This window comes from Gluconobacter sp. P5H9_a (assembly GCF_018812085.1).
Lineage (GTDB): Bacteria > Pseudomonadota > Alphaproteobacteria > Acetobacterales > Acetobacteraceae > Gluconobacter.
In genome coordinates this window covers 278,446-304,477 of sequence record NZ_JACRVW010000002.1, presented here as the reverse complement: position 1 = coordinate 304,477, position 26,032 = coordinate 278,446, and the positions used below count along the sequence as shown (strand labels likewise).

At 55.6% G+C, this 26,032-nt stretch carries 14 protein-coding genes; 8 read left to right on the top strand and 6 right to left on the bottom strand.

Going from position 1 to position 26,032, the window contains the following annotated elements:
• Window positions 1-76 precede the first annotated feature (76 nt).
• The 4 genes from KP708_RS03260 to KP708_RS03245 all read left to right on the top strand — a co-directional run bounded on the left by KP708_RS03260 (window position 77) and on the right by KP708_RS03245 (window position 6,933).
• On the top strand, window positions 77-2,251 hold the full coding sequence (locus KP708_RS03260) for a TonB-dependent siderophore receptor (protein WP_215750373.1): 2,175 nt from the start codon (window positions 77-79) through the stop codon (window positions 2,249-2,251).
• Window positions 2,252-3,006: 755 nt separating this feature from the next.
• Window positions 3,007-4,977 carry an adenine deaminase gene (locus KP708_RS03255; protein ID WP_252347404.1) on the top strand — a complete coding sequence of 657 codons (1,971 nt, stop codon included), beginning with the start codon at window positions 3,007-3,009 and terminating at the stop codon, window positions 4,975-4,977.
• Between the two features lie 123 nt (window positions 4,978-5,100).
• Complete coding sequence (locus tag KP708_RS03250) at window positions 5,101-6,189, top strand: HupE/UreJ family protein (protein ID WP_252347403.1); 1,089 nt, start codon at window positions 5,101-5,103, stop codon at window positions 6,187-6,189.
• 132 nt (window positions 6,190-6,321) lie between these two features.
• Window positions 6,322-6,933, top strand: a complete 612-nt coding sequence (locus tag KP708_RS03245) for an NAD(P)H-dependent oxidoreductase (RefSeq protein ID WP_215750371.1) — start codon at window positions 6,322-6,324, stop codon at window positions 6,931-6,933.
• A 25-nt stretch (window positions 6,934-6,958) separates the two neighbouring features.
• Here KP708_RS03245 and KP708_RS03240 read toward each other — a convergent pair whose 3' ends face one another.
• A complete protein-coding gene (locus tag KP708_RS03240) occupies window positions 6,959-8,185 on the bottom strand; it encodes an MFS transporter (protein ID WP_252347402.1) in 1,227 nt (408 codons plus the stop codon).
• Between the two features lie 469 nt (window positions 8,186-8,654).
• Between KP708_RS03240 and KP708_RS03235 the strand changes: the two genes are divergently transcribed.
• Window positions 8,655-11,186: a Hint domain-containing protein gene (locus KP708_RS03235; protein WP_252347401.1), complete on the top strand. Its 2,532-nt coding sequence runs from the start codon at window positions 8,655-8,657 to the stop codon at window positions 11,184-11,186.
• 574 nt (window positions 11,187-11,760) lie between these two features.
• Here KP708_RS03235 and KP708_RS03230 read toward each other — a convergent pair.
• From KP708_RS03230 to KP708_RS03210, 5 genes are all read right to left on the bottom strand, one after another.
• Window positions 11,761-11,922, bottom strand: a complete 162-nt coding sequence (locus tag KP708_RS03230) for a transposase (protein WP_215757143.1) — start codon at window positions 11,920-11,922, stop codon at window positions 11,761-11,763.
• Between the two features lie 535 nt (window positions 11,923-12,457).
• On the bottom strand, window positions 12,458-15,979 hold the full coding sequence (locus KP708_RS03225; protein WP_215750369.1) for a glycosyltransferase: 3,522 nt from the start codon (window positions 15,977-15,979) through the stop codon (window positions 12,458-12,460).
• Window positions 15,967-17,055, bottom strand: coding sequence for a hypothetical protein (locus tag KP708_RS03220; RefSeq protein ID WP_215750368.1), 1,089 nt, complete (start codon window positions 17,053-17,055; stop codon window positions 15,967-15,969). The genes KP708_RS03225 and KP708_RS03220 overlap by 13 nt, the downstream gene beginning before the upstream one ends.
• Window positions 17,052-18,269 carry an HAD-IIIA family hydrolase gene (locus tag KP708_RS15685; RefSeq protein ID WP_371822732.1) on the bottom strand — a complete coding sequence of 406 codons (1,218 nt, stop codon included), beginning with the start codon at window positions 18,267-18,269 and terminating at the stop codon, window positions 17,052-17,054. The genes KP708_RS03220 and KP708_RS15685 overlap by 4 nt, the downstream gene beginning before the upstream one ends.
• A 103-nt stretch (window positions 18,270-18,372) precedes the next feature.
• Complete coding sequence (locus KP708_RS03210; RefSeq protein ID WP_215750367.1) at window positions 18,373-20,526, bottom strand: glycosyltransferase; 2,154 nt, start codon at window positions 20,524-20,526, stop codon at window positions 18,373-18,375.
• A gap of 350 nt (window positions 20,527-20,876) precedes the next feature.
• Between KP708_RS03210 and KP708_RS03205 the strand changes: the two genes are divergently transcribed.
• From KP708_RS03205 to KP708_RS03195, 3 genes are all read left to right on the top strand, one after another.
• Window positions 20,877-22,337 (top strand): glycosyltransferase family 1 protein, encoded by a 1,461-nt coding sequence (locus KP708_RS03205; protein ID WP_215750366.1) that lies wholly within the window; start codon window positions 20,877-20,879, stop codon window positions 22,335-22,337.
• The gene (locus KP708_RS03200) at window positions 22,334-23,713 is read left to right on the top strand and encodes a glycosyltransferase family 1 protein (protein WP_252347400.1); all 1,380 of its coding nucleotides are present in this window, start codon (window positions 22,334-22,336) and stop codon (window positions 23,711-23,713) included. Before KP708_RS03205 ends, KP708_RS03200 begins: the two co-directional genes overlap by 4 nt.
• A gap of 82 nt (window positions 23,714-23,795) precedes the next feature.
• Window positions 23,796-25,292 carry a glycosyltransferase family 1 protein gene (locus KP708_RS03195; protein ID WP_215750365.1) on the top strand — a complete coding sequence of 499 codons (1,497 nt, stop codon included), beginning with the start codon at window positions 23,796-23,798 and terminating at the stop codon, window positions 25,290-25,292.
• Window positions 25,293-26,032 lie beyond the last annotated feature (740 nt).

Below are 26,032 nucleotides of genomic sequence, written 5' to 3'. Positions count from 1 at the left end.
TTGTCATAACTCTCTCGATGACAAACCTTCCATAACGAACGTAAATGAGAGTAATTATCATTTGCGGAAAAATCAGATGGCTGCCCTTAGAACTTTAGCTTTTGCGTGCGCGGGATTATCTGTTTTCAGCGGATTTGGTGCGGAGGCTTCACCCAATGACGTGTCTTCGTCATCTTCAAACAGCAAGGAAAGCCGTTACAAAAAGCCAAAAATTGGAACATCGCACGGTAAGGCTGAACATATTCGTGTTCACGCAGATGCACATTCCTACGGAGCCACATCCAGCAGCATAGCGGACAAGCTTCCCACCACATTCCTTCAGCAAACTCAGACGACAAACGTCGTGACCCATCAGGTGATTGAGGACATGACGCCTCAGACGATGGAAGATGTGGCGAAATATGTGCCCGGCATTTCCATCGGCAATAACTTTGGCGGCACACAGGACGACCTGATGAAACGCGGCTTCGGGGCCGTGGACGATGGTTCGATCCTGCGCAACGGTGTGCGGATGCCTACTGGCCGCAATTTCGATCTAGCCACCACGGAGCGTGTGGAAGTGCTGAAAGGGCCAGCGTCCCTTTTCTACGGAATGCAGGAGCCTGGCGGCGTCATTAACGTCATCACAAAGCAGCCCCGGAAAACATGGGGAGCCAACCTCGGGACAACATGGTCGTCTCTGGGCGGGGGATATGGCCATTTTGATGTGGGTGGCCCCCTCACCCACGGTTTGAGCTTCAGGCTTGTGGGGTCTTACAAGAACGAGAATTACTGGCGTAACTTTGGCTCTAACCGGCAAAAGCTCCTGTCACCGTCTCTCCGTTTTGAGCACGGCCGCTTTACAGCAGATGTGTCTTACGAATGGGCGAAATATAATAATACGCTAGACCGTGGTGCCGTCTTTTCGAATGGAAGAGCAGTCAGTGGTCCAGAAAAGCGGTTGGATGAAAGCTGGGCCAAATCCTTTGGCGAACGGCATCTTCTGGCCACGACGATGGAGTATCGTCTGACGGATCATGACCGCATTCGCCTGTCGGGAGGCTGGAACCGGGACAATTATCATGATCGGCAGGCTGATCCTTCTGCTTACAACGCAGCGACTGGCGTCCTGACCCGCCGTTATAGAAGCAATACAGGGACAATCCGTGCCAATGGCTATGCCTCGCTGGATTACATCTCCAATCACGTCCTGTGGGGCATGAAGCATGACCTTGTTGTGGGTGCCGACTACGAGAACCGCCAGCAAAACCAGGGCGCGTTCATTGATGGTACGCGACAGGGTGGGTTCTATCCTGCTGATCCTGTTTATGGGCTGCTCAAGCCGGTCGGACCTGTAAACAACAACAACAGTGACTGGCGCCAGCACATCAACAGTGCTTCAGGATACCTCAAGGACAATATCCATCTGGGTCATGGGCTGATTTTAGCGCCCGGTGTGCGGTATCAGTTTTTCCACATCACGTATGGAGGCCGCCGTCCTTACGTGCAGACAACCGATGAATCCTACACAAAGCCTCTGCCTTTCGTGGCGTTGGTCTATCAGTTAGGAAAGCGCGTCTCTTTCTATGGAGACTATTCCCAGTCCTTCACACCCAATCAGCTTGATGCAGGCAGTGTGCTGGAAGGCGGATACAAGCCTACCATGGGGCGGCAGTTTGAAGTGGGTGCACGCTATCAGGACCGTTTCCTGACGGCAGATGTGGCTTTGTATAATATTCACAAGAAGAACGTTCAGCAGTCCGCGGGGCTGGATGAGACAGGGAATACGCTCCAGCGTTTGGCCGGTCTGGTGGGTTCCAAGGGAGTGGAAGCCAGCGTGACAGGAAAGCTGGACAAACACTGGAACATTCTGGCCAATTATGCCTTCACCTATGCGCGTATCCTGCGTGACACGCCTGCCGACGAGGGCAAGCTTGTAGCCAACGTCGCCAAGCATACCGGTGGCGGCTATCTGACCTATGAAACGGCTTTGCCTTGGCTCCAGACGACCATGCGGGTCGGCGCAGGCGCTCGCTACGTTGGCCGCCGGGCTGGAGATCTGAACAATACGTTCTGGCTTCCCAGCTACACAACAGTTGATGCCTTTGCGTCATGGCATACAGGGCGGCTGTTGGGCCATGACACGTCGTTGCAGGTCAATGCGGTCAATCTGGCCAATAAAGCCTATTTTGTCTCAACCGCCGGGACCCCGCTCCGTGTCTCCTGGGGGCAAGGCCGTACGGTGCATGTGGGCATTGAAGTCGGGTTTTGAACACGCAAGGGCCTTCCTCAAGTTATGTTGCGACTTCCAAAACGCACGGGCGACTGGCTCAGAAGGTCTTCGTAAAAGCGCTGACCGAGACATAGCGCCTCCTCGACGCTTGTAACGGAAACGCATTGGCCGTCCGTCAGTAGAGCGAAAGGGCAGCCCTGCGCAGTCCATGCGGGCCATCTCGTGAAGGAGCACTGCCTAATCCTGACGGAAACGGTGCGGGCTTTCCGTCCGAATGGCCAGATCATTGTCGGAGGTCCGCCGCCTGTCCCGGATTGTCAGGTCAAGTAAGGTCTTGGGGAAACCCTTCGTGGTCCCTCGCACCCAGGTGCTCTTACGTTGCGGCAGTTACTGTTGATGGGCGCAGACGCGAGATTATTCCCTCTGGAAACACAGAAATCGCGCCTGCCTGGTCAGGCTGAACCCGAAGACTGGTCCGCTCTGAAGGCAATGTTTACGAACGGCATTGCCAGTATGCAAGATTGATTAGGTATGAGCATGGAATGTGGATGATGGTATCCATGTTTACTTCCCCATTTCGATCGTCATGTGGACTAACAACCAGGATGCGAAATACCACAGGGAGAAAAGGTGTCCCTTTCTCCGCCGTATCGATAAATTTCGCGGTGATTACGGCTGAGGGGACGATGTTCGCTCTCGCAGCCAAAATTTATGATCATTGATAAAAACATTATGATACCGGTATGGTCCCGGCTAGAATTTGATACTGTTTCCTGCGACCGGATACCTGAGCAATGTCTTTTCCCCTATCTTTTCATAGGCTTTCAAGTGTTTCGGTAAGAGCGTTGGCATGGTCGCTTTCATGCCTGTCTCTGAGCGCATCTCATGCAGTAGCGACAGATATTCCGGCCTCTACCGTGCCCACAGCAAGCCGTGTGGCTCACCCCGTTGCCTTCAGTGATGAAGTCAAGACGCGGCAGATGTTGGTGGCAGTCGCTCTGGGCCGCGCATCGGCGGACCTTCTGATCCACAATGCAAAGGTTCTGAACGTCTACACTCTCAGTTGGGAGGACGAGCAGGACATTGTTATTGCCGGGAAGCGGATTGCATGGGTTGGGCCGGCGGGTCAGTGGAAAGGCCATGCGCTTTCAACCTTTGATGCCAAGGGGCTCCCAGCCGTTCCAGGATTTGGTGAATCTCACAAGCATATCGAAAGCTCGATGCTCTCGCCCGAGTGGGAAGCCGCACTTGTTGTTCCTCTGGGGAATACCTGGACCACGGAAGGCTCTCATGAGTTTGCGAATGTCAGCGGTACGCATAACGTTGAATTCTGGCTCACGGCAGAACATCTGGGAAGTCCGCTGAAAATCTTCCCGGCGCTTGGGTCAGCCACACCGCCTTCTGCCTTCGAGCAAGGCGGTGGAAACTATGCTTACAAGGAAATTTCTGAAAACATTCGGGATAATCCACGGGTTCAGGGGCTGGACGAAGTGATGGACTGGCCTGCCGTTTCCAACCCTTCTCACCCTGGCCATCAGCGGATCTGGGAGAACATTCAGGCCACATTCGATAATCGGGGCGTCGTCGATGGGCATGGCGCAGGGTTGTGGGACATGGACACGATCAATGCCTTCGTTGGAGCGGGCCTGTCTAGCGACCATGAAACCCGCCTTCCTGAGGAAGCCTGGAACAAGTTGCAGCATGGGCTCTTCCTGCAGCTTCGTGATGACAATATTGAGCGTGCGGTCCCCTATTTTGTACATAAGGGTCTGAAAAACTGGAATAATATTGCCCTTGTGACAGATGACCGCAATGTCGCGGATACGCTGAAGCAAGGAACCATGGATTATCACATCCGGCTGGCGATCAAGATGGGTGCGCCCATTGAAGCTTCGTACGCAATGGGTAGCCTCTATCCGGCCCAGCATGGTCATATGGATCAGATCGTTGGGTCCATTACCCCAGGTCGCTATGCAGACGTTGTCCTGTTGTCTTCCGTGCCCGACGTGAAGATCAAGTATGTTTTTGCAAATGGAAAACTGGCGGCTCAGGACGGAAAATATCTGCTTCCAGTGCCGAAAATCACATGGCCGACATGGGCCTCCGATACCATCCATATTGGCAGAAAACTGACGGCAAAAGACTTTGAAATTCTGGCGCCAGAGGGAAGAACTACCCAAGTCACAGCAGCTATTCAGGCTCCGTTTTACACTGATCCTGTTCAGAAAACCGCAACGCTGTCCGTTGTGAACGGGGTCGTTCAACGGGACGTCGCACATGACATTATCAAGGTTGCAACGGTAGACCGCTATATGGGACAGGCCCGTCTGGGTAAGATGTTCTGGACGGGCAATGGCCCTAAAACGGCGGACAGCGCCATCGCCACCTCCGTATCCCATGATCTCCATAACATCACGGTCATGGGAACGAGTGACGAGGCCATGGCGCTTGCGGTCAATCGCATCGCCGAGCTCAAGGGCGGGATCGTGATGGTCAGCCACGGCAAGGTCCTTGCCGAAATGAAGCTGGAAATTGCAGGTTTGATGACCAGCCGTCCGGTGGAGGATGCCGCTGCGAGCATGGAAAACGTCTATGCCAAGGCTGATAGTCTTGAGTGGATCGGAGCGCCCGGCTATCCCCGGCGACTTCTGATTTCGATGATCACATGTAGCCCGTTTACATGGCGCCTTGTTGTTCCATACCCGGGTAATCCCAGCGGGCTGGTTCTGCTCCAGACGGGACAGACGATGCCGACGGTCTGGTAAGATATGAAGGCTGTTTTCCAGAATACATTCCACCTTAAACGGAATGTACGAATAGTCCTTCAAGTCATTGTTTTTACATTTTTATTTCTGGTTTGTTCTCCAGGATACGCTGATCCGGAGTCCATGACGAGAGTCTTGGTTTCGCTGGATCGGCCAGATACGGCAACCGTCATGATCGATATGGATCTGACAGTGCTCATGGGTGATCCTGCCAGATACTACCTCTTGGCGACTGGGCAAGGATCACAGCATGATGCTGAGGTCAGATCAGTCGCTGCGAAAATCACTGAGGCCTTACCACTTTTCTCAGGGAATTCTGTCCTTCGCGCCACTCTCGTGAACTACAGTTTTTCCGGCAAGAGCCGGGATGAATATATGGATCTGGCAGCTGACAAACCAGCTCATTTCCAATTTCAGATACCGCTTCCTGCAGACACCGGGCCGTTGCAACTTCGCATTCCACTCGGAGCTCAGATTGATTACCCCGTCGCCTATACGGTTCAGCTTCCTGAACGGCATTATACGCAGACGCGTTGGCTTGATGCCGGGCAGCATGAGAGCGTTATCTTTGACTACAGGGGAAAACTCCCAGCAGATCACGTCGAACAGCCTGCCAGCTTTGATCCGGACACACTGTCGTGGCGACAACAGTTACCGGTTTATCTGAAGCTCGGATTCAAGCATATCGTCCCGGAAGGGACAGACCACATTCTCTTTGTGCTCGGGCTTTTCTTTCTGGGAATTAGCTGGCGCAAGCTGCTTTCTCAGACGACAGTCTTTACCATTGCGCATGCCACGACACTGTTTCTTTCAACCTATGGAATTTTCGATCTTCCGAGCCGTTTTGTAGAGCCCGCAATAGCTTTATCGATTTCTTTCATAGGCCTGGAAAATGTCTTCAGTCCGAAACTGGGGCGAACACGCCTGTTGGTTGTTTTTGCTTTCGGGCTGGTTCACGGCTTTGGGTTCGCCAGCAGCCTGAGTGAAGTACCCTTCCCTCATCGCGACTTCATGGCGGCACTCATCGGCTTCAACTTTGGCGTGGATGCTGGTCAGCTTTTCATCATTCTTCTTGCAACACTGGCTGTAGGTGCTTTCAGAAACCGCCCTTGGTTCAGAAGTCGGATTGCGATCCCAGCTTCACTTCTTATTGCAGCCATCGGCTTGTTCTGGGCTGGCCAGCGAATTTTGGCCTATCATTTGCTCTTCTGAGGATCATTCATTCTCCACAATTGCTCTTTCATCTGTGAATTTTATTCAAAATTCATGTGGAGAGGTAGGCTATTATCGCACCAGAATATGACCTGCATACTCGCATCCGTGACGTAACCAGGATAACACCCAATGAAAAATGTTCTTCTTTTGAATGGCTCAAAAGCATTTGCCCATTCTCACGGTCGGCTTAACGATACTCTGCACGACGTTGCGGTTGAGACATTAACGACTGCCGGGTTCGATATTCGTCAGACCAAGATCGATGCAGGCTACGATATTCAGGCCGAGGTTGAAAACTTCCTCTGGGCGGATCTGGTCATCTATCAGATGCCCGGCTGGTGGATGGGCGCACCATGGATTGTCAAGAAGTATGTTGATGAAGTGTTCACGGCCGGACATGGCTCTCTGTATGCCAATGACGGGCGCACCCGCTCCAACCCTGCGCGCAAATATGGATCAGGTGGTCTGATACAGGGAAAGCACTATATGCTGTCACTGACGTGGAACGCACCGAAAGAAGCCTTTGAGGACCCAGAACAGTTCTTTGAAGGCAAAGGGATTGATGGTGTTTATTTTCCCTTCCATAAGGCGAACCAGTTTCTGGGAATGAGCCCTCTCTCTACTTATGTAGCGACAGATGTCATAAAGGCGCCGGCCATTGATGACGTCATACAGGGCTATCGTAATCATCTTTTAAAAATTCTTGGTCTCGAGCTGCCTGTAAGCTCTGTAAACCAATAATGAGCGGTCAACTCGTGCTTTAAGCTTATTTCACTCGTAATCTCTTCCAGTTCCAGACTTGGAATAACGTAGCAAAAAGCGCGAGGCCTGCGCCGAGAAAGACAATACCTGTCCAACCAAATGGAGGCCAAACCAGCATTGCGCTAGCGGAACCGATCGCTCCACCCAAGAACATCGTTCCCATAAAAATGGTGTTCAGGCGTGCTCGCGCCTCAGGTCGCAACGCATAGACAACATGCTGATGGGACACGAGCACGCCCTGTATCGCAAAATCAAGAATGATGACCCCTGCAATCAGGCCTGAAAGTGAATTCCAGAGGCCGAAAACGACCCATGATGCGAGTATCAGACCAGCCCCAAAGACAATGGTCTTTTGAGGGCCATGTTTGTCGGCAATCTGCCCCGCAAGTGGAGCGGCGAGGATACCAACGGCCCCTACGATACCGAAAAGGCCGGCCGCGGCGGCCCCTAACCCAAACCGAGGCTCTTGCAGATGAAGTGCTAGGATCGTCCAGAAGACACTAAAAGCTCCGAAAAGAAGGCTTTGAGTGACTGACGCTAGGCGCAACTGAGGAAATTCATTCCAGAGGCCCATCAGGGATGTCAGTAATTGACCGTAGTGGAGTTTGGTGTCGGGTTTGCTCGTGGGGAGACACCAAGCCATCAAGGCGCCCGCGCCTAAAGCGATCGGAACGCCCAGCCAGAACATCTCGCGCCATCCAGTGTACGTGGCGACTACACCAGCCAGAGTTCGGCTAAGCAGGATACCACCCAGCAGTCCTCCCATGACAATACCAACTGTGTGCCCCCGCCGTTCAGGGGATGAAAGATGTGCTGCAAAGGGAACAATCTGCTGCGCAACAGTGGCAAAGGCCCCTACGGCGACAGACGCTACGAGCAGTGTCATTGCATTAGGTGCGACTGCAGCACCCGAAAGAGCTAATGCGAGGAGAATGAACTGAAGAATAATAAGTCGCTTGCGCTCCAGAATATCCCCGACAGGCACAAGGAGGAACAGTCCAGCGGCATATCCAAGCTGAGTGCCTGTTGGGATCAGGTTTGTGATCGAACCTGGCAGGTCACGTTTCATGATCCCCAGCATGGGCTGGTTATAATAGATGTTAGCGACCGCAACTCCAGCAGCAACAGCCATGCAAAGAGTGACAAATGTGGATAGGGCATGTTCTGTACTGTTGGTACGATTAATCGGAACAGCAGTAATGGAAGGGCTCATATTGGGGTCAGTGCTCATGGTACCTGGTCCTATCATGTTCCCAGAGCGGTAGCGACGGGCACTCTGAGCTCAAAACCCCATGTTGTGTGGGATGATCAGGGGCTTCAGAGGCCTGGAGTTCTTTTGCGATCCAACACAAGAAATTATCGCGTTGGAACCTCAGTCAACGGTTCCCCGATCGCGAAAGGGTAGTTTTATGAGTGATAAACCCAGATAAAACGTAGCTCCGCAATCAATAAAATTCGTTATTAGGAGGGTGTTTCCTATAGAGAAAAGGTTTGTTTCCATAAGAATAATATTCTTAAAACTATAATATATACAAGCAAATATCCCCATATTCTTGATCGTTAATATTTGTTATATTATAAAAACGCCCCTTAATTTCTATTATTTATTAATTTTATTCAAAATATTTCCGATTCTTGACTTGAGATATTTAACCTATTCCTTGTAGTGAATAATTGTTAATAAATTTTAGGCATTATGTATGACCCAGTATGTAGCCTCTTCAGGCACCACACTTTCTGGCATTACGCTTAGCGCCGGCTATGACCAGATGACGGTCGAAGCCGGTGGCAGCGCGACCCGGATTACTGTGCAAGCCCAAGCCGATTTCACGGTGGAGAATGGCGGTGTTTCCACCAGCAATACATTCATTGGCCAAGATGACCATATAACCTTCGCAACTGTATACGGCACCGATACAGGCAGTATCCTTTCTTCTGGCGGAGAAGTGGATGTTGAGGGCAGCAGTGCAGCCATGTATGCGGCCACGGTTCTAAGCAGTGGTGCAATCAGAGCTATCTTGGGTGCTAATGTGGCGCAGGCCACAGTATCCAATGGTGGATCGATCAGTGCGGGCGACGGCGGGACAATTGCTGCCTCGCGCATTACCGCTGGCGGAACGGCGGTCGCCACCAGCGGGGGTTTTATCCGGACAACTGTTGCATCGGGTAAAGCTGCACTGATTGACATTCAGGCTGGCGGAAGCGCCAACTATCTCTCTGCTGTTGACGATGGCAAAAACGGCGTCAGCATTGTGCGCGTTGAAAGCGGCGGCGTCACGAGCAATACACAGCTCCAGGGAAAATATCCCGTTGAGCAGGTCTATGGTGGCGCTGCTTACGGCACCGTGGTGTCCGGAAACGGTGCAGGTCAGGACGTACGCAGTGGAGGACAGGTTTATAATACTACTGTCTCCGGTAATGGTGCCAATCTCACAGTAGAGAAAGGCTCCTCGTACGCAGCAACGATCGGCTCCGGTGGCGTGCTGAATGTTAAGAACACAGGTGTAGATAGCGGGTCCACTGTTCTTAGCAACGGCAAGGAAATTATTAACAAAGGTGCTACGACCACCAATGTCACTATTTCTTCTGGCGGTACGCTAGCGGTTTATGCTGGAGGTTCTTCCGTGTCCGCTACCGTCGCGGGCGGCATAGGCGTTCAGGGAAATGCAACCAGTACTACACTCCAAAGTGGCGGCGTGCTCGATATTGCCTCGGGAGGCAAGGCAACCAACACGACCGTGAACAGCGGCGCTACGGTATACGTATCTTCGGGCGCTATGATTGGAGATACATCCGTCGCGAGTGGTGGCACGATCAGCGGATTCAGTGGCGCAATAATATCCGGAACGATTACCCTTGCTGACGGTGCAACGGCGACCATTCCGTCTACAGCCGGTGGCATAGTTGATCTTCAGGGTAATACCAACACAGGCCTGGTCATCACCGGGACTGGTAGCCCCACCACGGTCATCAGTGGTTTCTCGGGCACTGCAGCGGGTTCCTCTGACGGTATTACTCTTGCTGACGTCAAAGCCGCAGACGTCACGACTGTGAATTACTCAGATGCCGATCATGTCGTGCTGACTCTCAAAGACGGCTCGTCGGTTACGATGAACATCATTGGCGTTAAAGACGCGGGTTATACGCTCACCGCAAACAGTGATGGCGATCTTGTTTATGAAGTCTGCTTCCTGGCAGATTCAATGATCGCTACACCTTCTGGCGTCAAGGCAATTCAGGATCTGACAATTGGAGATGTCGTTTCTGTCTATGAAAATGGGCAGGAAAGCACGCAGAAGATTGTCTGGGCAGGCAGAAAGCGTGCCGTAGTGAACTCACAGCGGTCTACGGATGAAGCAGGCTACCCTGTTCGCATTCTCAAAAATGCGATTGCTGAAGGTGTTCCTTATAAAGACATGCTGATCACGGCGGAACACTGTCTGTATTTTAACGGCAAGTTTGTCCCCGCACGTATGCTCGTCAACGGAATTTCTATTTTCTATGACAAGTCACTGACCTCTTACGACTATTATCATATCGAGACGGAACAGCATTCTGTAATAATAGCAGACGGAATGCTGACAGAGAGCTATCTCGATACAGGCAATCGTCGTACATTCCGGCAAGATGGCGGCCTCGCCACTCTAACGGGACGGCAAAAGACATGGAGCGAAGACGCGGCTGCCCCACTGTGCGTTAGTCGTTCGTTCGTAGAGCCCATTTTCCATGATATTGAACTCCGTGCGCAGTCAGCAGGGCTGGTTTCTCAGAATGCACCTGTAACCCTCACTGAAGACGCTGATCTTCATTTGGTCACAGATTTTGGTCAGGTTATCCGTCCGCTAAGGCAGGCGAATGAGCGGGTTACGTTCATGATCCCGACAAGTGTTACGACAGTTCGTCTGGTGTCGCGTGCCAATCGTCCAAGTGACACGATCGGCCCGTTTATGGACGATCGTCGTAATCTTGGTGTTCTTGTCGGCGATATTTCGCTTTTTGCCTCTCGCCGGACAACGAAACTGACGGCGCATCTTTCCTTGTCCAACCTGTCAGGCTGGCATGAAGTAGAATCCTCAAGATATCGCTGGACAGATGGCAATGCGGTTCTGCCACTCCAGAGTAGTGGTATGTTCGTCAGAGAGCCAAGCATTCTCTCCATTCAGGTGGTGTCTAGCGGACCCTATGTAATGGAAGCTCACTCTTCCAGTTTCGATCTCCGTAAGGTCGGATAACAGATTTTAAAAGATGATGGGGAAGTCTATGCTTTCCCATCATTTTCTAGAAAATGCTTAGGGGATTTCATGTAGTCTCGCTAAAGACCATGAGAATACCTTATGCCCGGCGGCAACAACGACACCCGATATTTTCTCTTTTCTGTATAGCGCGTTGTGATGCGGCCTTTGCGCGAGGGAATGACCGGCAGGATCCCGTGGACCAACAGATCCTGGCAAAAGCTGCCGCTGTCATAGCTCCGGTTGGTGAGCATGGTCCTAGGTTTGGAGCTCGAAGTGCTATCAGGGCTTTATAGTCCGAGACCTGCCTACAAAGCTAAGAGGACGCCCCTGATTGTCGTATCGGGCATGGATTTTTCTCGTAAGTCGCCACGTGATCGACCAAATGCTTCCGTACGAGCCCCCTTTTGCGTCTGTGGCCTGTGAATGGGACCGCTCACGGTGCTATCGACCATATGCTGCCAGTCATCGGTCACCCTCATTTTCATACGGGTTTGTAGCAGAACGTCCCATATGGCTCTGTTCGGCCCAACGACAAAATCGGACATGCACGGAGTTTCACCTGCCGTAGGGCTCATACATGTCCCGCCACGGACAAACGGAGGCGCAGGACATGCAGCATACCCTTGAGAAACCGGCGGTTATCTCCYGCGGGTCGTGCCCMACGTTCGCGCTCAGGAGGCAGAAGCGGACCAATAACCACCCATTCCTGATCCGTCAGATCGCCTCGGGCCATACCTGTCCTCTCTGCCCATTATTCCCCAGCCACAAAGTGAATCAGATCTCACGCCGATCCTATAAACTTTTGTCAACGGGAATGGCGAGAATGATTGATGGAATTGTGCCACCATGCTGTCGCTTCGCCTTCATGAACTTCAGGTGGTAGCGGGCATGTTTGTCCTTTGGCGAGTGATAAGATACGTCCCTTAGGGCAGCACTACTCAAAACTGCGATTTAAGCCCTTGAATGCTTTTTAGCCGTTTTTGCCGCTAGAATCCTTTTTCTCCAGTCCGATAGCGGCTTGCGCACGGCCTCGGAAATTGGGATCCATTTTCCGATTTCAACTCATCTCAGAACTGCCGAGGTGAATAACACAAACCTCGAAGAAACCGATTCTGGGCGGTCCACCGACAATTGGCTAACCCTTGTTTAGCCGGTCTATTTTCCCGCACATGATCTTATCTTCCTTGGCAAGCCGCTCTTTCTCATTTCAGTATCGAAAAGAACGGCTTGCCAAGGCCTAATTTTATGAACTCCTCAAGAAAGACGCCTCAGTCCCGAAGAGCTTCAATGATCTGCAAAGAAGCCTCATCGCTTTCGGACATATCGACGTTATGGATTGTAACCTGAAAGCCAATTTCCCTTAGGGACTGTGCCGTTTCATTCACCTGCTTCAGGACCGCACAAATATATTTACCGCCAGGCTTCAGAATACGATGCAACGTCGGTAGGTCTTGTACCTGCCCTTCGGGACTAAGGAACAGATCGATCAGGCCGTCCTCATCGAACAACTCGTTGATAGCCTTTTCAGAACAGGTATATCCTGCCAGCCCCGATAGGGTAGCACGCAACGCCTCGCCCCTGCCGAATTCATGCATCCGCAGATCCTGCAGATACGGCAGCGCCTCGCGCACGGTGTTGACCCGCTGCCGGTGCCACGGCGCCACCAAAACCTGCGCCACCCCGGCCCCACGGTTATCCACCCCGCAATTCGTGCAGTGCAGCCCCAGGCGCCAGTCCCCATCCGCATGACGTCCTTGCCGCGGGCGGCTGCCACAGACCGGGCAGAGCGCATCTCCCAGAACGTTCCGAAGGATCTCCCTCGCCCGGCTGGCGGAAAAGCGCTTCCGCACCACCTCCGCCCCAGACCGGATCAGCGTCCGGCACAGCGCCTCGTCATCCAGAAGACAGATGACCGCCTGCGCAATATCCGCGGACGTATCGGCAATCAGCGCCTCTTCCCCGTTTGCAAGCTGGATGCCTTCATTCCCGCAGGTAGTGGTAACAACCGGAATACCTGCCTGCAATGACGTGACGATCTTGCCCTTGACGCCTGCCCCGTAACGCAGCGGATTGACCGAAACGCGGGCCTTTTCGAAATATGGCTCCAGTTCCGGCACAAATCCCGTCACCTTTACCCGCTCCGACGCCAGCGCCTGCACATTCGGCGGCGGCACGTTCCCCACGATCCACAGTGTGCTGTCCGGATGCTTTTCCCAGACCAGCGGCATAATCTCCTGACCCAGCCAGACCGCAGCGTCCACATTGGGTGTGTGGTCGAACCCTCCCACGAAGATCAGGTCCCTGCGGCATGCGAAATCGGCCGGCGCGTCTGTCAGGTCCGTATCGCCAAACAGATAAGGCGGTACAACTGTGACATTTGCGTGAGGCACCTCCAGGAGGATATCGCGCTTTTCTTCCGCGCTCGGTGTCAAGACGTGATCGACGACATCAAAGATTTTCAATTCCATGGGCTTGAGGCGCTGGGATTCCTGAAGCGCCCAGATGCTGCCTTCCAGTTCGTAACGGCGCATCTCCCGCAGATAATGCAGGTCATGGGTGTAATACAGAATCGGCGCGCCGGTGTGGCGGCGAAGCTGCGCCAAGATCGGGAACGTTACATCCGGCCGAGCCGTCCAGATGAAATCCACGTAAAGGCCATACGCGCGCAGCCATCGGTCCAGCCGGTCCGGCGCATGAAGAACTTCGATGCCAAGCTGCTGGAGAGCAGCCGTATAAGGCTCCAGCGGCTTGCCATCCTGCGGCGCATAGATCACCCGCAGGCCCAGCTCGCGCATGAGGCGCAGGTACTGAAACAACGTGACCGCACCAGCATGCTTGTCATATTCCGGCACCTTGTCATCAATGACGAGGATGATGCCCCGCGGAGAGGGCCGCTCCCGGCTCAGGAATCTGGACGTATCCGGCGCAGGCTGCGTCGCCAGGAGCGTCTGCCACTTGCGGCAGAAGGTCGCATGGTTCTTCAGCGTCTGCTTGTCGCGCATCTCCGTGCCATAGGACGCACTCCCATGATGGCGGACACGGCTCGCAGGCTGATACACTACCCGGTATCCTGCATCCCGGATGCTGGTGGCGAGGTCGAACTCTTCATAGAACGCCGGGGCATACCGGCCATCGAAGCCGCCCATTTTTTCGAATAAATGGCGGCGAACGAGGAAACAGGCCCCCGTCACTACATCTACTTCACGGACGTAATTATAGCAGCCGCGGTCTGCCTGATCATTCTTTCCGAACGGGTCACCCCAGCCCGTTCCGTAGATGATTCCCCCTGCCTCCTGCACTGTGCCATCACCGTTCAGAAGCTTGCAGCCTACCACCCCCACACAGGGGTCGGCCTTCATGATCGACAGCATCGGGGCCAGCCAGTTGTCCCCTACAGTCGTATCATTATTCAGAAACATCAGTTCGCGGCCCCGCGCGCGTCTCGCGGCAGAATTGCTATTACCGAGAAAGCCGAGATTCTCGGTATTGATGATCTGCACCGCACCTTTCGCGCCCAGAAGGGACGCAATCGGGCGGGATGGGCGGTCATCCGCGATGATGACCTCATACGTCACTTTGCGCGTCAGCAGCATTACGGACGCCAGACAGCGCCAGGTATCGTAATAATGGCCATAGACCGGAATAATGATCGAGACTTCCGGATCATTTTCCTCCGGAAACGATAGCGAAAACGGCAGGGACAGCGTCTTATCCCCCAGCTGCTCCATATGCTCGGAACAGACTACCCCCTTCGCGCATTTCTTTTCCCGCAGGTAATGCGCCAGCGCCCCGAACTCCATGGCTGCCGGATAGCGCGCCGTGTACCATACCGGATCAAACAGCGGATGTGGCCAGAATCCTCCCGCTTCCCCTTCTGCGGCATAATGCGCCAGAGGATTGGTTCCGTCTTTCAGGCTGGAAGCATATTCCTCTGCATAGGCCACCGGGTCAAAAACAGCATTTGGCCTGATGTCGGATCCAGAAGGACGCGCCAGAAAATCTTCCAGCGGTGTGCGTCCAGGCGCTATCTTCCCGACCTGCTTCAGGTAGAAGCCTGTATCGAATAGAGGATGCGGATCGGGTGGGTTGCGTCCCTGATGAGTAATGTAATGAACAAGCGGATTGATCGCCGCCTCAACCGGCAGCGCAGCAGTATACCAGTTACTGCTGAACAGCGGATGCGGATCCAGCCCCTGCGCTGCACCTGTCCAGTAGTAATGTGCGACCGGATCAGTTCCTGGGGGCAACATTGCCGCATAACGCTTGCAATACCATACGGCATCGAACAGCGGGGACTGTGCAAGAAGGGCAATGCCTTTTTTTGCACCCTGCCGAACCTGGATACGCGACCATAGACGCAGCGTGAGGGTCCAATATGTCAACTTGGCGGCTCGGCGTGCATGACGGGCAAAGACCGGATGACGCTGCGCCAGATCCCGCAGCCGCCGTCCCACCCGCCATGCGGTGGACTGAAGTAGCAGCCGATGCTCCGCCTGGAGCTGCTGAAGCTGGTTGCGCAGTTCCGTGTTGCTGCGGGTCAGCGCCTGAATTTCATGCTCTGAAACCGGCTCGCGTGCGAACAGACGTTCCAGATGACGGCTCCGTTCCTCCACGTGGTAAACACGCCCCATGGCCTGTTCCAGCTGATTCTCGATAAGCGCACGCACATGCTTTTCGACTGCCGGCTCTGTGATGGGAATATACTCTTCCCCCGCGAGCCGTTCCTTGCCGTCCCATCTCATACTGTCTGTGAACGGGCTTTCATCGGTCACCGGATTCAGCTCATCCATGTTTCGGCTCCTTCCGTCACGAGATGCACGCCACCAGCCTGCGCGCCAGCACCATTCAGGCCACGGATCACCTGCACACGGCGATCCGGCGGCACGATGAACATCATGAAACCACCACCGCCCGCGCCCGAGACCTTGCCGCCGATCGCACCGTCCGCCATCGCCTGCCCATAGAGCATCTCGATCAACGGATTGGAAATGCCGCGCGCCGTGTTCTTCTTCGCTTCCCAAGACCGGTTCAGGATCTCGGCCATATGGGGCACTTCTCCGCGAAGGAGGGCATTTTTCATGTCATGCGCATCCTGTTTGAGGCGGTGCATGTTGCGCATGGTTTCTTCCGTCACCTTCAGCAGGCCACTGCGCTGCTCGGCAATGATGTCCGCCGACGCCCGCGATACGCCCGTAAAGGCGATGACCAGGGACGTCTCGATTTCATTGCGGATCCGGCTGGACAGCCGCAACGGATTGACCACCACCCGGTCCTGGGCCAAGAACTCGATGAAGTTTGTCCCGCCGAACGTCCCGGCATACTGGTCCTGCTTGCCGCCCTGAAGCCCCAGATCAATTCGTTCGATCTCATAGGCCAGATGTGCCACGTCATACGGCCCAAGCGGGAGCTGGAGCAGACTGACAAACGCTTCTACCAGCGCCACAACCAGCGCTGAGGACGAACCAAGCCCGGATCCCGGCGGCGCATCCACGAAAGACGTGATGCGCCACGGCTCCACCGGAATCGAAAAACGACGACTGATTGCGACCAAAACCCCAGCATGAAGTCTGAGCTTTGCCTGGTCCCGAACAGTTTCATTAATATCCTGCGGGTCAAACGCTTCATCCATACCCACATCCGGAGCCACGAAATGAACGTTTCCATCCGTTGACCGCTCGATGAAGGCATAGGCATAGCGGTCGATGGTCGTGTTCAGGACCGCCCCTCCGAAATCGTCGCAATACGGACTGAGATCCGTCCCGCCACCCGCCAGCCCCAGACGGAGTGGCACGCGTGCGCGAACAGCGTTCTGCGTCCCGGCAATCGAACGAGTATGGGACGAGCGTGTATAAGGATCGCTGTTCACAGGAACCCCTCTCTTTCGGAAATCAGATCAGCCAGACTGGACGGACCAACGCGGACGCCTTCGATACCAGCAGCGCTGGCGGCCTGCATGTCGGAGAGCTGATCTCCGAATATTACGCAGCATTCCGGGTCCAGCTCCCATCGCCGCAGCAGGTCAAGGATCATGCCCGGTTCAGGCTTGCGGTCAGGACTATTCCCCCGGTACCGCTCCACCACGGCCTCGGGATGGATCGGGCAGTACCGCCAGTCGTCGATTGTGCCGCCATGCGCACGCACCACCCCGATCACCCAGTTCATCAGGACGTGAAGATCCTCTTCGGAATATAGTCCGCGAGCCACACCTGACTGGTTGGTGACGATGAAGACATGATGTCCGCTCTCCGTCATCCGCGCGATGGTGTCCAGAGCACCCGGCTCCCACTCGAAACGCTCCCGCGTGCCGACCCAGCCATGATCCTTGTTGATGACACCATCCCGGTCCAGAAACACGGCCGGACGCCGCAGGACCTCAGGCAACTCCCGTCCTGCCGCCTCAAGATCGCCTGGCAGGCCGATATCCCGGAAATATCCGGTCAGTTCTATGCCACGCAGAGCCCCCTGCGCCGCCAGTGCCGGCAACACGTCCTGCTCCAGCGAACAGTTCGGCGTCAAATGACCGAAGACAGTGTGATCGAACAGATAAATCCCGCTGTTGATCAGGCCCGCCCGCCCCGGCTGCTCGGCCTTGGGATGAAAAGACGCCACATGTTCGCCGTCCTGCGCCAGACGAACCTCCCCGTACCGGTCCAGATCCTCAACCGCGCGCAGCAGCATCCAGTTTCCTTGAAGCTCACGCGACAGAAACCGTGACAGGTTGCAGGAAAACAAGGAATCCCCGTTGCAGAGCAGAAAACGATCCTGAAGATGCGCGCGGGCATGATACAGCGCCCCTCCCGTACCGGCCCGGAACGGCTCCACGCTGATTGTGATCTTCGCTGGCTTCGGCAGGAAAGCCCGGATCTGGTCTACGGCCCGCTCGATCTCCGTCGAGAGATGTCCTGCCAACAGAACGAAGTCCTCAACGCCAAAACGCTGCATCTCCCGCATCAGCCACGCGAGGAAAGGCCGGTCGCCACAGGGCATGAGGGGCTTGGGCAACGTCCGGGTAAGCGCGCCCAGACGTGTTCCCAGCCCCCCCACCAAAATGGCGCACTGACGCACAGTCACCTCACTCACGAGACAGAATACGTCGCGACAGAACGAAAAAGTGGAGCAGAACAGAACATCTTTGTCTCTTCAGATCAGAACGGAAGGCCGGAAGGAAAAACGGAACAGCCCGTCAGGACAGCGCAACACGGGCGGCTTCGCGGTAGTGGCCTTTTCGCCGACGCCATGGCTTAGGCGCACGGGGAGGCGTCGCCAGTCGCAACGCGTAATCCGTGGCCTCAAGATTGGCATTGAGAAAAGGATCGTTGAGCATGACCTTCTCCCACCGCTCCAGCAGACGCCCGACGTCCACACAGGCGTTGAACAGGTTCCGCGCCGTCCCGTCCCGCCCGCGCGTTCCACCATCTTCATGCATCAGTGTGGCATGGGGCGTCCAGACAACCCGTAACTCCTCTTTCCTCACCCGCAGACAGAAATCCACATCATTGCAGGTCAGGGGGAAGGTCTCGTCAAAGCCGCCCATTCGCTCGAAAACCGGACGAGGCACAAGCATGCAGGCCCCCGTTACGGCCATCAGATCCCGCGTCAGGACAAGTTGACCCAGATAACCTGGATCATCCTCCGTCGCGCTGCGCAGGATATGTTTCGGTCCGTGCTCAGTCATGACCATGCCGCCGTGCTGCAACGTCCCGTCCGGATAGGACAGCCGCGCTCCTACCACGCCGACACCAGGCTGCTGCGCCAGTGACACTATTTCCGTCAGCCATCCTTCCTCAAGAATTTCCGTATCGTCATTGAGGAAGAGCAGCATGTCTCCCTTCGCCTGACGGGCCATCCTGTTGTTGAGGGCAGACCAGTTGAAGGGCGCGGCAAGACGCTGCACCGTCAGACGCGGATCACGTCCCAGACGCCGCAGAAGATCAAGCATCTCCGGGGTCGTGCTGCCATTATCGGCGATCAGAATTTCGAAATTCGGATAGTTGGTCAGAGTCAGAAGACTGGAAACGCAACGCTCAAGCAGCCGGAATTTGTCCCGGGTCGGGATAATGATCGAAACCAATGGCGTACCGTTTTTCGGATAGACGATTCTTGGCCAGACATTCCCGCCGATATAGACGTCCTCAAGGTCAAGATCCGGATGGCGTTCCCGAAAATGCCGGAGGACCACGTCTCGCATTTCAGGATGCTGCTGCGTAGCCCGCACCAGCGGGAACATCAGCGGCAGACCCGGCGCCCGCCCACGATGGAACAGAAGTCGGGGCAGATGATGGATACAGGCCGCCGGCACATCTTCTGTCACGCGCAGCAGCAAGTCATACCGTGTAAAGCTGCCCCCTTCGTCACGGATTCCCCCGACCGCCATGATTCGCGCCCGGCTAAACACCGCAAGCTGCCCGATCACATCTCCCGCATAAGCGAGATCCCGGCTCCACCCCGTCTTGAAAGAAGGGTGACAGCGCTGCCCGTCACTGCCCAGACGATCCTCGTCACAATACAGAAGCACCAGGTCAGGCCGGCTGACGATAGCGACTGCAAATTCGTAAAGCGCCGTTCGGGAAAGTTGATCCCCGGGCTCCAGAAAGGCACAAAAACTACCCGCCGCTGCCGCCAGTGCGCTCCGCCAGCGTCCTTCAACGCCTTGATGGGACGAAACTTCCACGTCGACCAAGCCGGGCACGCGTCGTATAATCTCTTTAAGGTGCGTACGAATACCTGGCCGCAGGTTATCGGGATAAACCACGATCAGCGTCCAGTCGGTATAGATTTGCGCTTCCAGGGAAGCGACTGTCTCCTCCAGAAGGTCCAGTCGGTGATTGCTGACCTGCAGCATCAAGGAAAATGTTGGACGCGATACCATTCCTCGGTCGATATGGCGTCCGATGGCCAGTTGCTCTGTCGGAGACAGCCGGTCATAACGCAGAAGCCACGCTTTGTAGGCCATGTCGTCCTGCGGCGGTGCACCTTCTGGATAAAGCAACGCATAAAGATCGGTCCGCGAGCGGGCCTCTTCCGATCCAGCAACGATCACCAGCCCATCGCCCCGGTTCGGAGCCGCTAGAAGGCCAGCTTCTCCCTGCGGATCAGGCGTCCGATCCAACCCGTTACGATACAGGAAAGACACGTATCGCGCATCACAGACGTCTTCGTCACCATGAAGCTGACGGAACTCCGGTGATCCCGCGATGATATGAGCGATGTCATGGAATGTCGCCCCATCTTCCAGTAGCGCTGCAAAGTGAGCGAGAGCCGCGGGCTCTGGTCTTCTTCCAAGACCTGTACGAAACAGCCGGACGATGTCAGCAGCACTCTCGGTCGAAATCGGCATGGCAAAACGGTTTCTCAGAAATTGGATCAGGAACGGAGATAAATCAGCACACTTTATGCGGGACTAACACTTTCCTGCCGTCACGTGCAGTCTCGTTTAGAGATTTTTTGTCTTTCGAGCTTTTAACCAGGGACAATCTGCCGGAAATAGCAAATAATCGTTATAACTTCAGGTTCAGGAGCCGGGGATTTTCAGCAACAAATATAACATTTTTCCGATCGATCAGCACCTTTGCTCCAATCAACGCCCGAGACTGCTTGCTCCTGACGCAGGCTTTATTCTACAGAACGCCCTATCACCGTTTGACAGACCGGCGCTCTCGCCGGCCAGCCCGAGGCTACTCCGGACGCATGAGCGAAGATTATACAATCTGGATCGACGTCGAAGACATCTTCCAGTATTTCGAAAAAAACGCCCGCCCCAGCGGAATCCAGCGTCTCGTTTTTGAAATCCTTCGTGTCATCCGTCAGCAGGCCGCCTTTGTGCCAGGGATCGGCCGCATCGTCTTGGGCCGCCGCGGACAAGTGGACGGCGACCTTCTCATACCCGTCTCCTTTGCGGATCTGGAGGCCTTGTTCGCGGTCCGGACTAATGAAAAAATCATTCCCGACGCTGCATCCACGCGTTCTGTCGCACGGTCGCCTCGCGCCCTGATCAGACGCCTGCGTCATGCGGTAATCCGACGGCTGGAGAGCCTCCCCCCCGAGCTTGCCCGTCCCCTGCTGAACATTGTCGTCAACCAGCTTCGGGCGTTTCAGCTCCTGCGCCGCTATGCTCGCTCGCGCCTGCGCCCACGTCCGATCGTCGCCTCTCCCACATCGACGTCACAATCCGCGTCCTCTCCCCCCGCTCCGGCTCCACCCGTCGCCAGCGCACCGCAGTCCGGGGACATTTTCCTGATTCTGGGGGCCGCCTGGTCCGAACCGGATTTCGGAGAACGTCTGGCCCGGATGCGGCAGGTCTATGGCATTCAGCCCGTACTGCTACTTTACGATCTCATTCCAGCAGTGCGTCCCGAATGGTGCGCCCTGTCCCTGATCCAGGATTTCCGTCACTGGCTCGATACCACGCTGCCCCAGTGTGGCCGACTGTTGGCCATCAGCAACGCAACCGCCCGAAGCGTGGAAGACTATGCCCGCCAGCATCACCTGAAGCTGCTCGCTCCAGTCCAGACCATTCCCATCGGCAGCGGCTTCGGCCCACCTCACCGCGCTCAGGGTGAACGTCCCAGGGGGCTGCCTGCTCCGGGAAGCTATGTCCTGTTCGTCTCCACCATCGAGGCGCGGAAAAACCACCTGCTGGCTTTCCGCATCTGGCGCCGTCTGGTGACGGACCTGCCACGCGAGGAGGTCCCGACACTGGTTTTTGCCGGCCGTGTCGGCTGGCTGGTCTCTGACCTCATGCAGCAGCTTGAGAACACCGAGTGGCTGCGCGGCAAGATCCGTCTCCTGAACGATCCGACCGATGAGGAGCTGTCCCACCTCTACGAAGGCTGCCTCTTTACGCTGTTTCCCTCGCTGTATGAAGGCTGGGGCCTGCCCGTGACGGAAAGCCTCGTTAACGGCAAACCCTGCATTGCCTCGAACTCCACCTCCATCCCCGAAGCCGGCGGCCCGCTGACACGCTACTTCGACCCGGAAGACATCGACGACGCCTATCGTGTGGTTCACGACACCATCACGGATCGCGAAGGACTGGCCCGCTGGCAGGAAGAGGTCCGCACCCAGTTCCAGCCCGTCCCGTGGGAACGTACGGCCGACGCCGTTCTGGACGCCTGCCATACGGCTTACCTGAGCGAAAAACGATCATGATCCTATGGATCGACATTGACGATCTACTGTTCCATCTCACGCACCACGGGAGGCCGAGCGGCATCCAGCGCGTTGTGTTCGAGATTAGCGCAGCCCTTCGCACCCTTCGCAGTGAAGATGTCCAATTCGTCCGGCGCGGTCCGGACGCCACCCACCCCCACGACTTCCAGACTGTGAACTGGACAGTTGTGGAAAGCCTGTTCCGCCAGATCATGGCAGGCGGCGACAGAAAGGGAACAAACGCTGAGGCCACGGTCCTTCCCTCCGTAACGCCATCCATCGACAAGGTGCCATCCGAAAAGGTCCTGTCCACCTTCTTTCAGGCGGAAGGCCTCGCGTTCACCGGCCTGTGCACCCTCCCCGCCACGATGGTACGACTGGCCCTGCGCGCCGGACAGCGGAAGCTGAGCCCGCGTCGTAACGTCGGACGGTCCGAACAGTATTTGGAGGGCACGAAACTGGCGGACGCTGCTCGCCCCGGTGACGTGTTCCTGACCCTTGGCGCACCATGGCACCACCAGAACTATATCCACACCATCCGCTGGATGCGCGATAACCTGCGCATGTCCTATGGCCTGCTGATGCATGATCTCGTGCCAGTCCGTTGCCCCGAATGGTGCGACCGTGGAATCATTACGACATTCCGCGCTTGGCACCGCGCCATCCTGCCCCTGGCCGATGTCATTTTCGCCAATAGCAAGGCCACGGCTGCGGACGTGCAGTCCTATTTGACGGAACAGGACATCGGCACATCCATCACCGTCCAGCCCATTCCGCTTGGCACTGGCTTCGGCCTCACCGACATACCCGTCGCCACCGAGCCTCTCGTGAATGGGTCCTACGTCCTGTTCGTCTCCACCCTCGAGGCCCGCAAGAACCATGCCCTGCTCTTCCGCGTCTGGCGCAGACTCCTCGAAGACCTGCCCGAAGACCAGGTTCCTACCCTCGTCTTTGCCGGGCGGGAGGGATGGCTCGTCTCCGATCTCATGCAACAGCTTGAAAACGCCCGCTGGCTCAACGGCAAGATCCGCTTCATCCAGAACCCTACCGACGCCGAACTCCGCCGCCTCTACGCCGACTGCAGCTTTACCGTCTTTCCCTCCTTCTTCGAAGGCTGGGGCCTGCCCGTGACAGAAAGTCTGAGCATGGGGCGACCCTGCGTGGCATCCGGCACGACGTCCATCCCCGAGGCCGGCGGCAGCCTCGCCCGCTATTTCAATCCCCGAGACACCAACGACGCCTACCGTCTCATCTATGACACCATCACAAACCAGACCGCCCTCGGCGAATGGACCGAACAGGTCCGCTCCCACTTCACACCCGTTCCCTGGACAGACAGCGCCAGAGCTATTCTGGCAGCATTCGACATGACCTAACCCAAGGCCTTTTCCCACCCTTCCGTGCGTGCCGGTAGCTGCGCGGCTTCCCTTTCTCGATGTGCGACAACAGTAAAGACCCATGACGATCTGGCTCGATATCGACGATCTGCTCACCTACCTGACCCACCATAACCGGCCCAGCGGTATCCAGCGCGTCGTTTATGAACTTTCGAACGCGCTCGATGAACTGGGCGGCGATGGAATCCAGTTTGTTCGCAGGGGGGAAAACGACCGTGATCTGCAAATCATTGAATGGTCTTTCGTTCAGAACCTGTTCCGGAATATCACCACCCAGGCCCAACCGCGCCCCTCACAAACAGCGCAAAAGAATACGGGACAGGACAGACCCTCACGCCGAACTTCGACGAAGCTGAATGCCCGCCCCGCACCACCACCCTTGTCCTTCGCAGCCATTGACGACATTCCCGAGGCTGCGGGGCTGCAACAGGCTCTCCGGCTTCAAAAAACCATCCTCGGCCAAGTACTGCGGCTACCGGCTTCGGTCCTGCGTATCAGTGCACGCGCTACCGAACGTCATATCCACCAGCAGCAGGATTCCTGGCAGAGGAAACGGGCCGCATGGGCAAGTCGGTGGCGGCATCTGAACCAGTCCGACCCGGTTATGCCCACGGTTATTCTCCCGACTGGTCGGAGGTTTGAAGACGTTGCACAACCCGGAGATATATTCCTGACCCTTGGCGCGCCATGGCACCGGAGGGACTACGACAGGCTCGTCCGCTGGCTGCGCGATGACCTGCGCATGTCTTATGGCCTCCTGATGTATGACCTCGTGCCAGTCCGTTGCCCCGAATGGTGTAACCGGGACATGATCCTTGCCTACACGGAATGGCATGAAAACATCCTGCCCCTGGCCGATGTCATTTTCGTCATCAGCAAGGCCACGGCTGCGGACGTGCAGTCCTATTTGACGGAACAGGACATCGGCACATCCATCACCGTCCAGCCCATTCCGCTTGGCACTGGCTTCGGCCTCACCGACATACCCGTCGCCACCGAGCCCCTCGTGAATGGGTCCTACGTCCTGTTCGTCTCCACCCTCGAGGCCCGCAAGAACCATGCCTTGCTCTTCCGCGTCTGGCGCAGACTCCTCGAAGACCTGCCCGAAGACCAGGTTCCTACCCTCGTCTTTGCCGGGCGGGAGGGATGGCTTGTCTCCGATCTCATGCAACAGCTTGAAAACGCCCGCTGGCTCAACGGCAAGATCCGCTTCATCCAGAACCCTACCGACGCCGAACTCCGCCGCCTCTACGCCGACTGCAGCTTTACCGTCTTTCCCTCCTTCTTCGAAGGCTGGGGCCTGCCCGTGACAGAAAGTCTGAGCATGGGGCGACCCTGCGTGGCATCCGGCACGACGTCCATCCCCGAGGCCGGCGGCAGCCTTGCCCGCTATTTCAATCCCCGAGACACCAACGACGCCTACCGTCTCATCTACGACACCATCACAAACCAGACCGCCCTCGGCGAGTGGACCGAACAGGTCCGCTCCCACTTCACACCCGTTCCCTGGACAGACAGCGCCAGAGCTATTCTGGCAGCATTCGACAGACTCATATGATTGTGATCCCGAACAGCTTTGTGTCGTCACAGACCCAGGTAATGGCCGTCATGGCAAGCGAATTGTCTGACACACGGGCAATGTGACACCCACTTCAGATCCGTTGAAGGCTTCGAAAAACAATCTAGCTTTGCGCTGTTGGCCGTGTGTCAATTCTTTCTGCGTTAATTATGGCGTAGAATTTTTCTCTGAGAACAGGAGCGGATAGGCGTAAGGATAAAAAAAGAGTCGTTTGATGCATGATTTAACTAATGATGAACTGTTCGTACTCGGTAATCTTTTTATGGCTTGTGAAGCCGAGGCTGGTTGGGCAGGAACGACATACAGTACGAATAATCTAGTTGCTTAAGGTTTGGTTGAGAAAAGTCCGTCGCGAGGCTTTTGCCGATTAACATTTTTTGGGATTACAGGTCGCCAAAGATGGCCGAGAGTCCTCAAATCAGAACTACAATGATATAATTAAATAAAAAATATATTATCGTAATTCGAAGCCAAGCTAAATAGAGCAAGTTTTCCCTGATTTTCAGACACCGGGTCGTGTTGACAAAATGCTCTGACCCTAGCCTTTTAGTGGCGATGTTTAGGAAACTTATGAAAGACAGGGTGGTTTTGTCGTAGCGGGTTGCGATGCGGCGTATTTGCTTGAGCATGTTGAACATCTCCTCGAGGCGGTTGCGGCCCCTGTAACACCGCCAGTCTGTTGTCCGTGGAACGCCGCGGCCTTTTCATGAAGGGATGAC

Coding starts and splice junctions, on each gene's coding strand:
- KP708_RS03260 (WP_215750373.1), top strand. CDS start 77: ATGGCTGCCCTTAGAACTTTAGCTTTTGCGTGCGCGGGATTATCTGTT.
- KP708_RS03255 (WP_252347404.1), top strand. CDS start 3,007: ATGTCTTTTCCCCTATCTTTTCATAGGCTTTCAAGTGTTTCGGTAAGA.
- KP708_RS03250 (WP_252347403.1), top strand. CDS start 5,101: ATGACGAGAGTCTTGGTTTCGCTGGATCGGCCAGATACGGCAACCGTC.
- KP708_RS03245 (WP_215750371.1), top strand. CDS start 6,322: ATGAAAAATGTTCTTCTTTTGAATGGCTCAAAAGCATTTGCCCATTCT.
- KP708_RS03240 (WP_252347402.1), bottom strand. CDS start 8,185: ATGAGCACTGACCCCAATATGAGCCCTTCCATTACTGCTGTTCCGATT.
- KP708_RS03235 (WP_252347401.1), top strand. CDS start 8,655: ATGACCCAGTATGTAGCCTCTTCAGGCACCACACTTTCTGGCATTACG.
- KP708_RS03225 (WP_215750369.1), bottom strand. CDS start 15,979: ATGGATGAGCTGAATCCGGTGACCGATGAAAGCCCGTTCACAGACAGT.
- KP708_RS03210 (WP_215750367.1), bottom strand. CDS start 20,526: ATGCCGATTTCGACCGAGAGTGCTGCTGACATCGTCCGGCTGTTTCGT.
- KP708_RS03205 (WP_215750366.1), top strand. CDS start 20,877: ATGAGCGAAGATTATACAATCTGGATCGACGTCGAAGACATCTTCCAG.
- KP708_RS03200 (WP_252347400.1), top strand. CDS start 22,334: ATGATCCTATGGATCGACATTGACGATCTACTGTTCCATCTCACGCAC.
- KP708_RS03195 (WP_215750365.1), top strand. CDS start 23,796: ATGACGATCTGGCTCGATATCGACGATCTGCTCACCTACCTGACCCAC.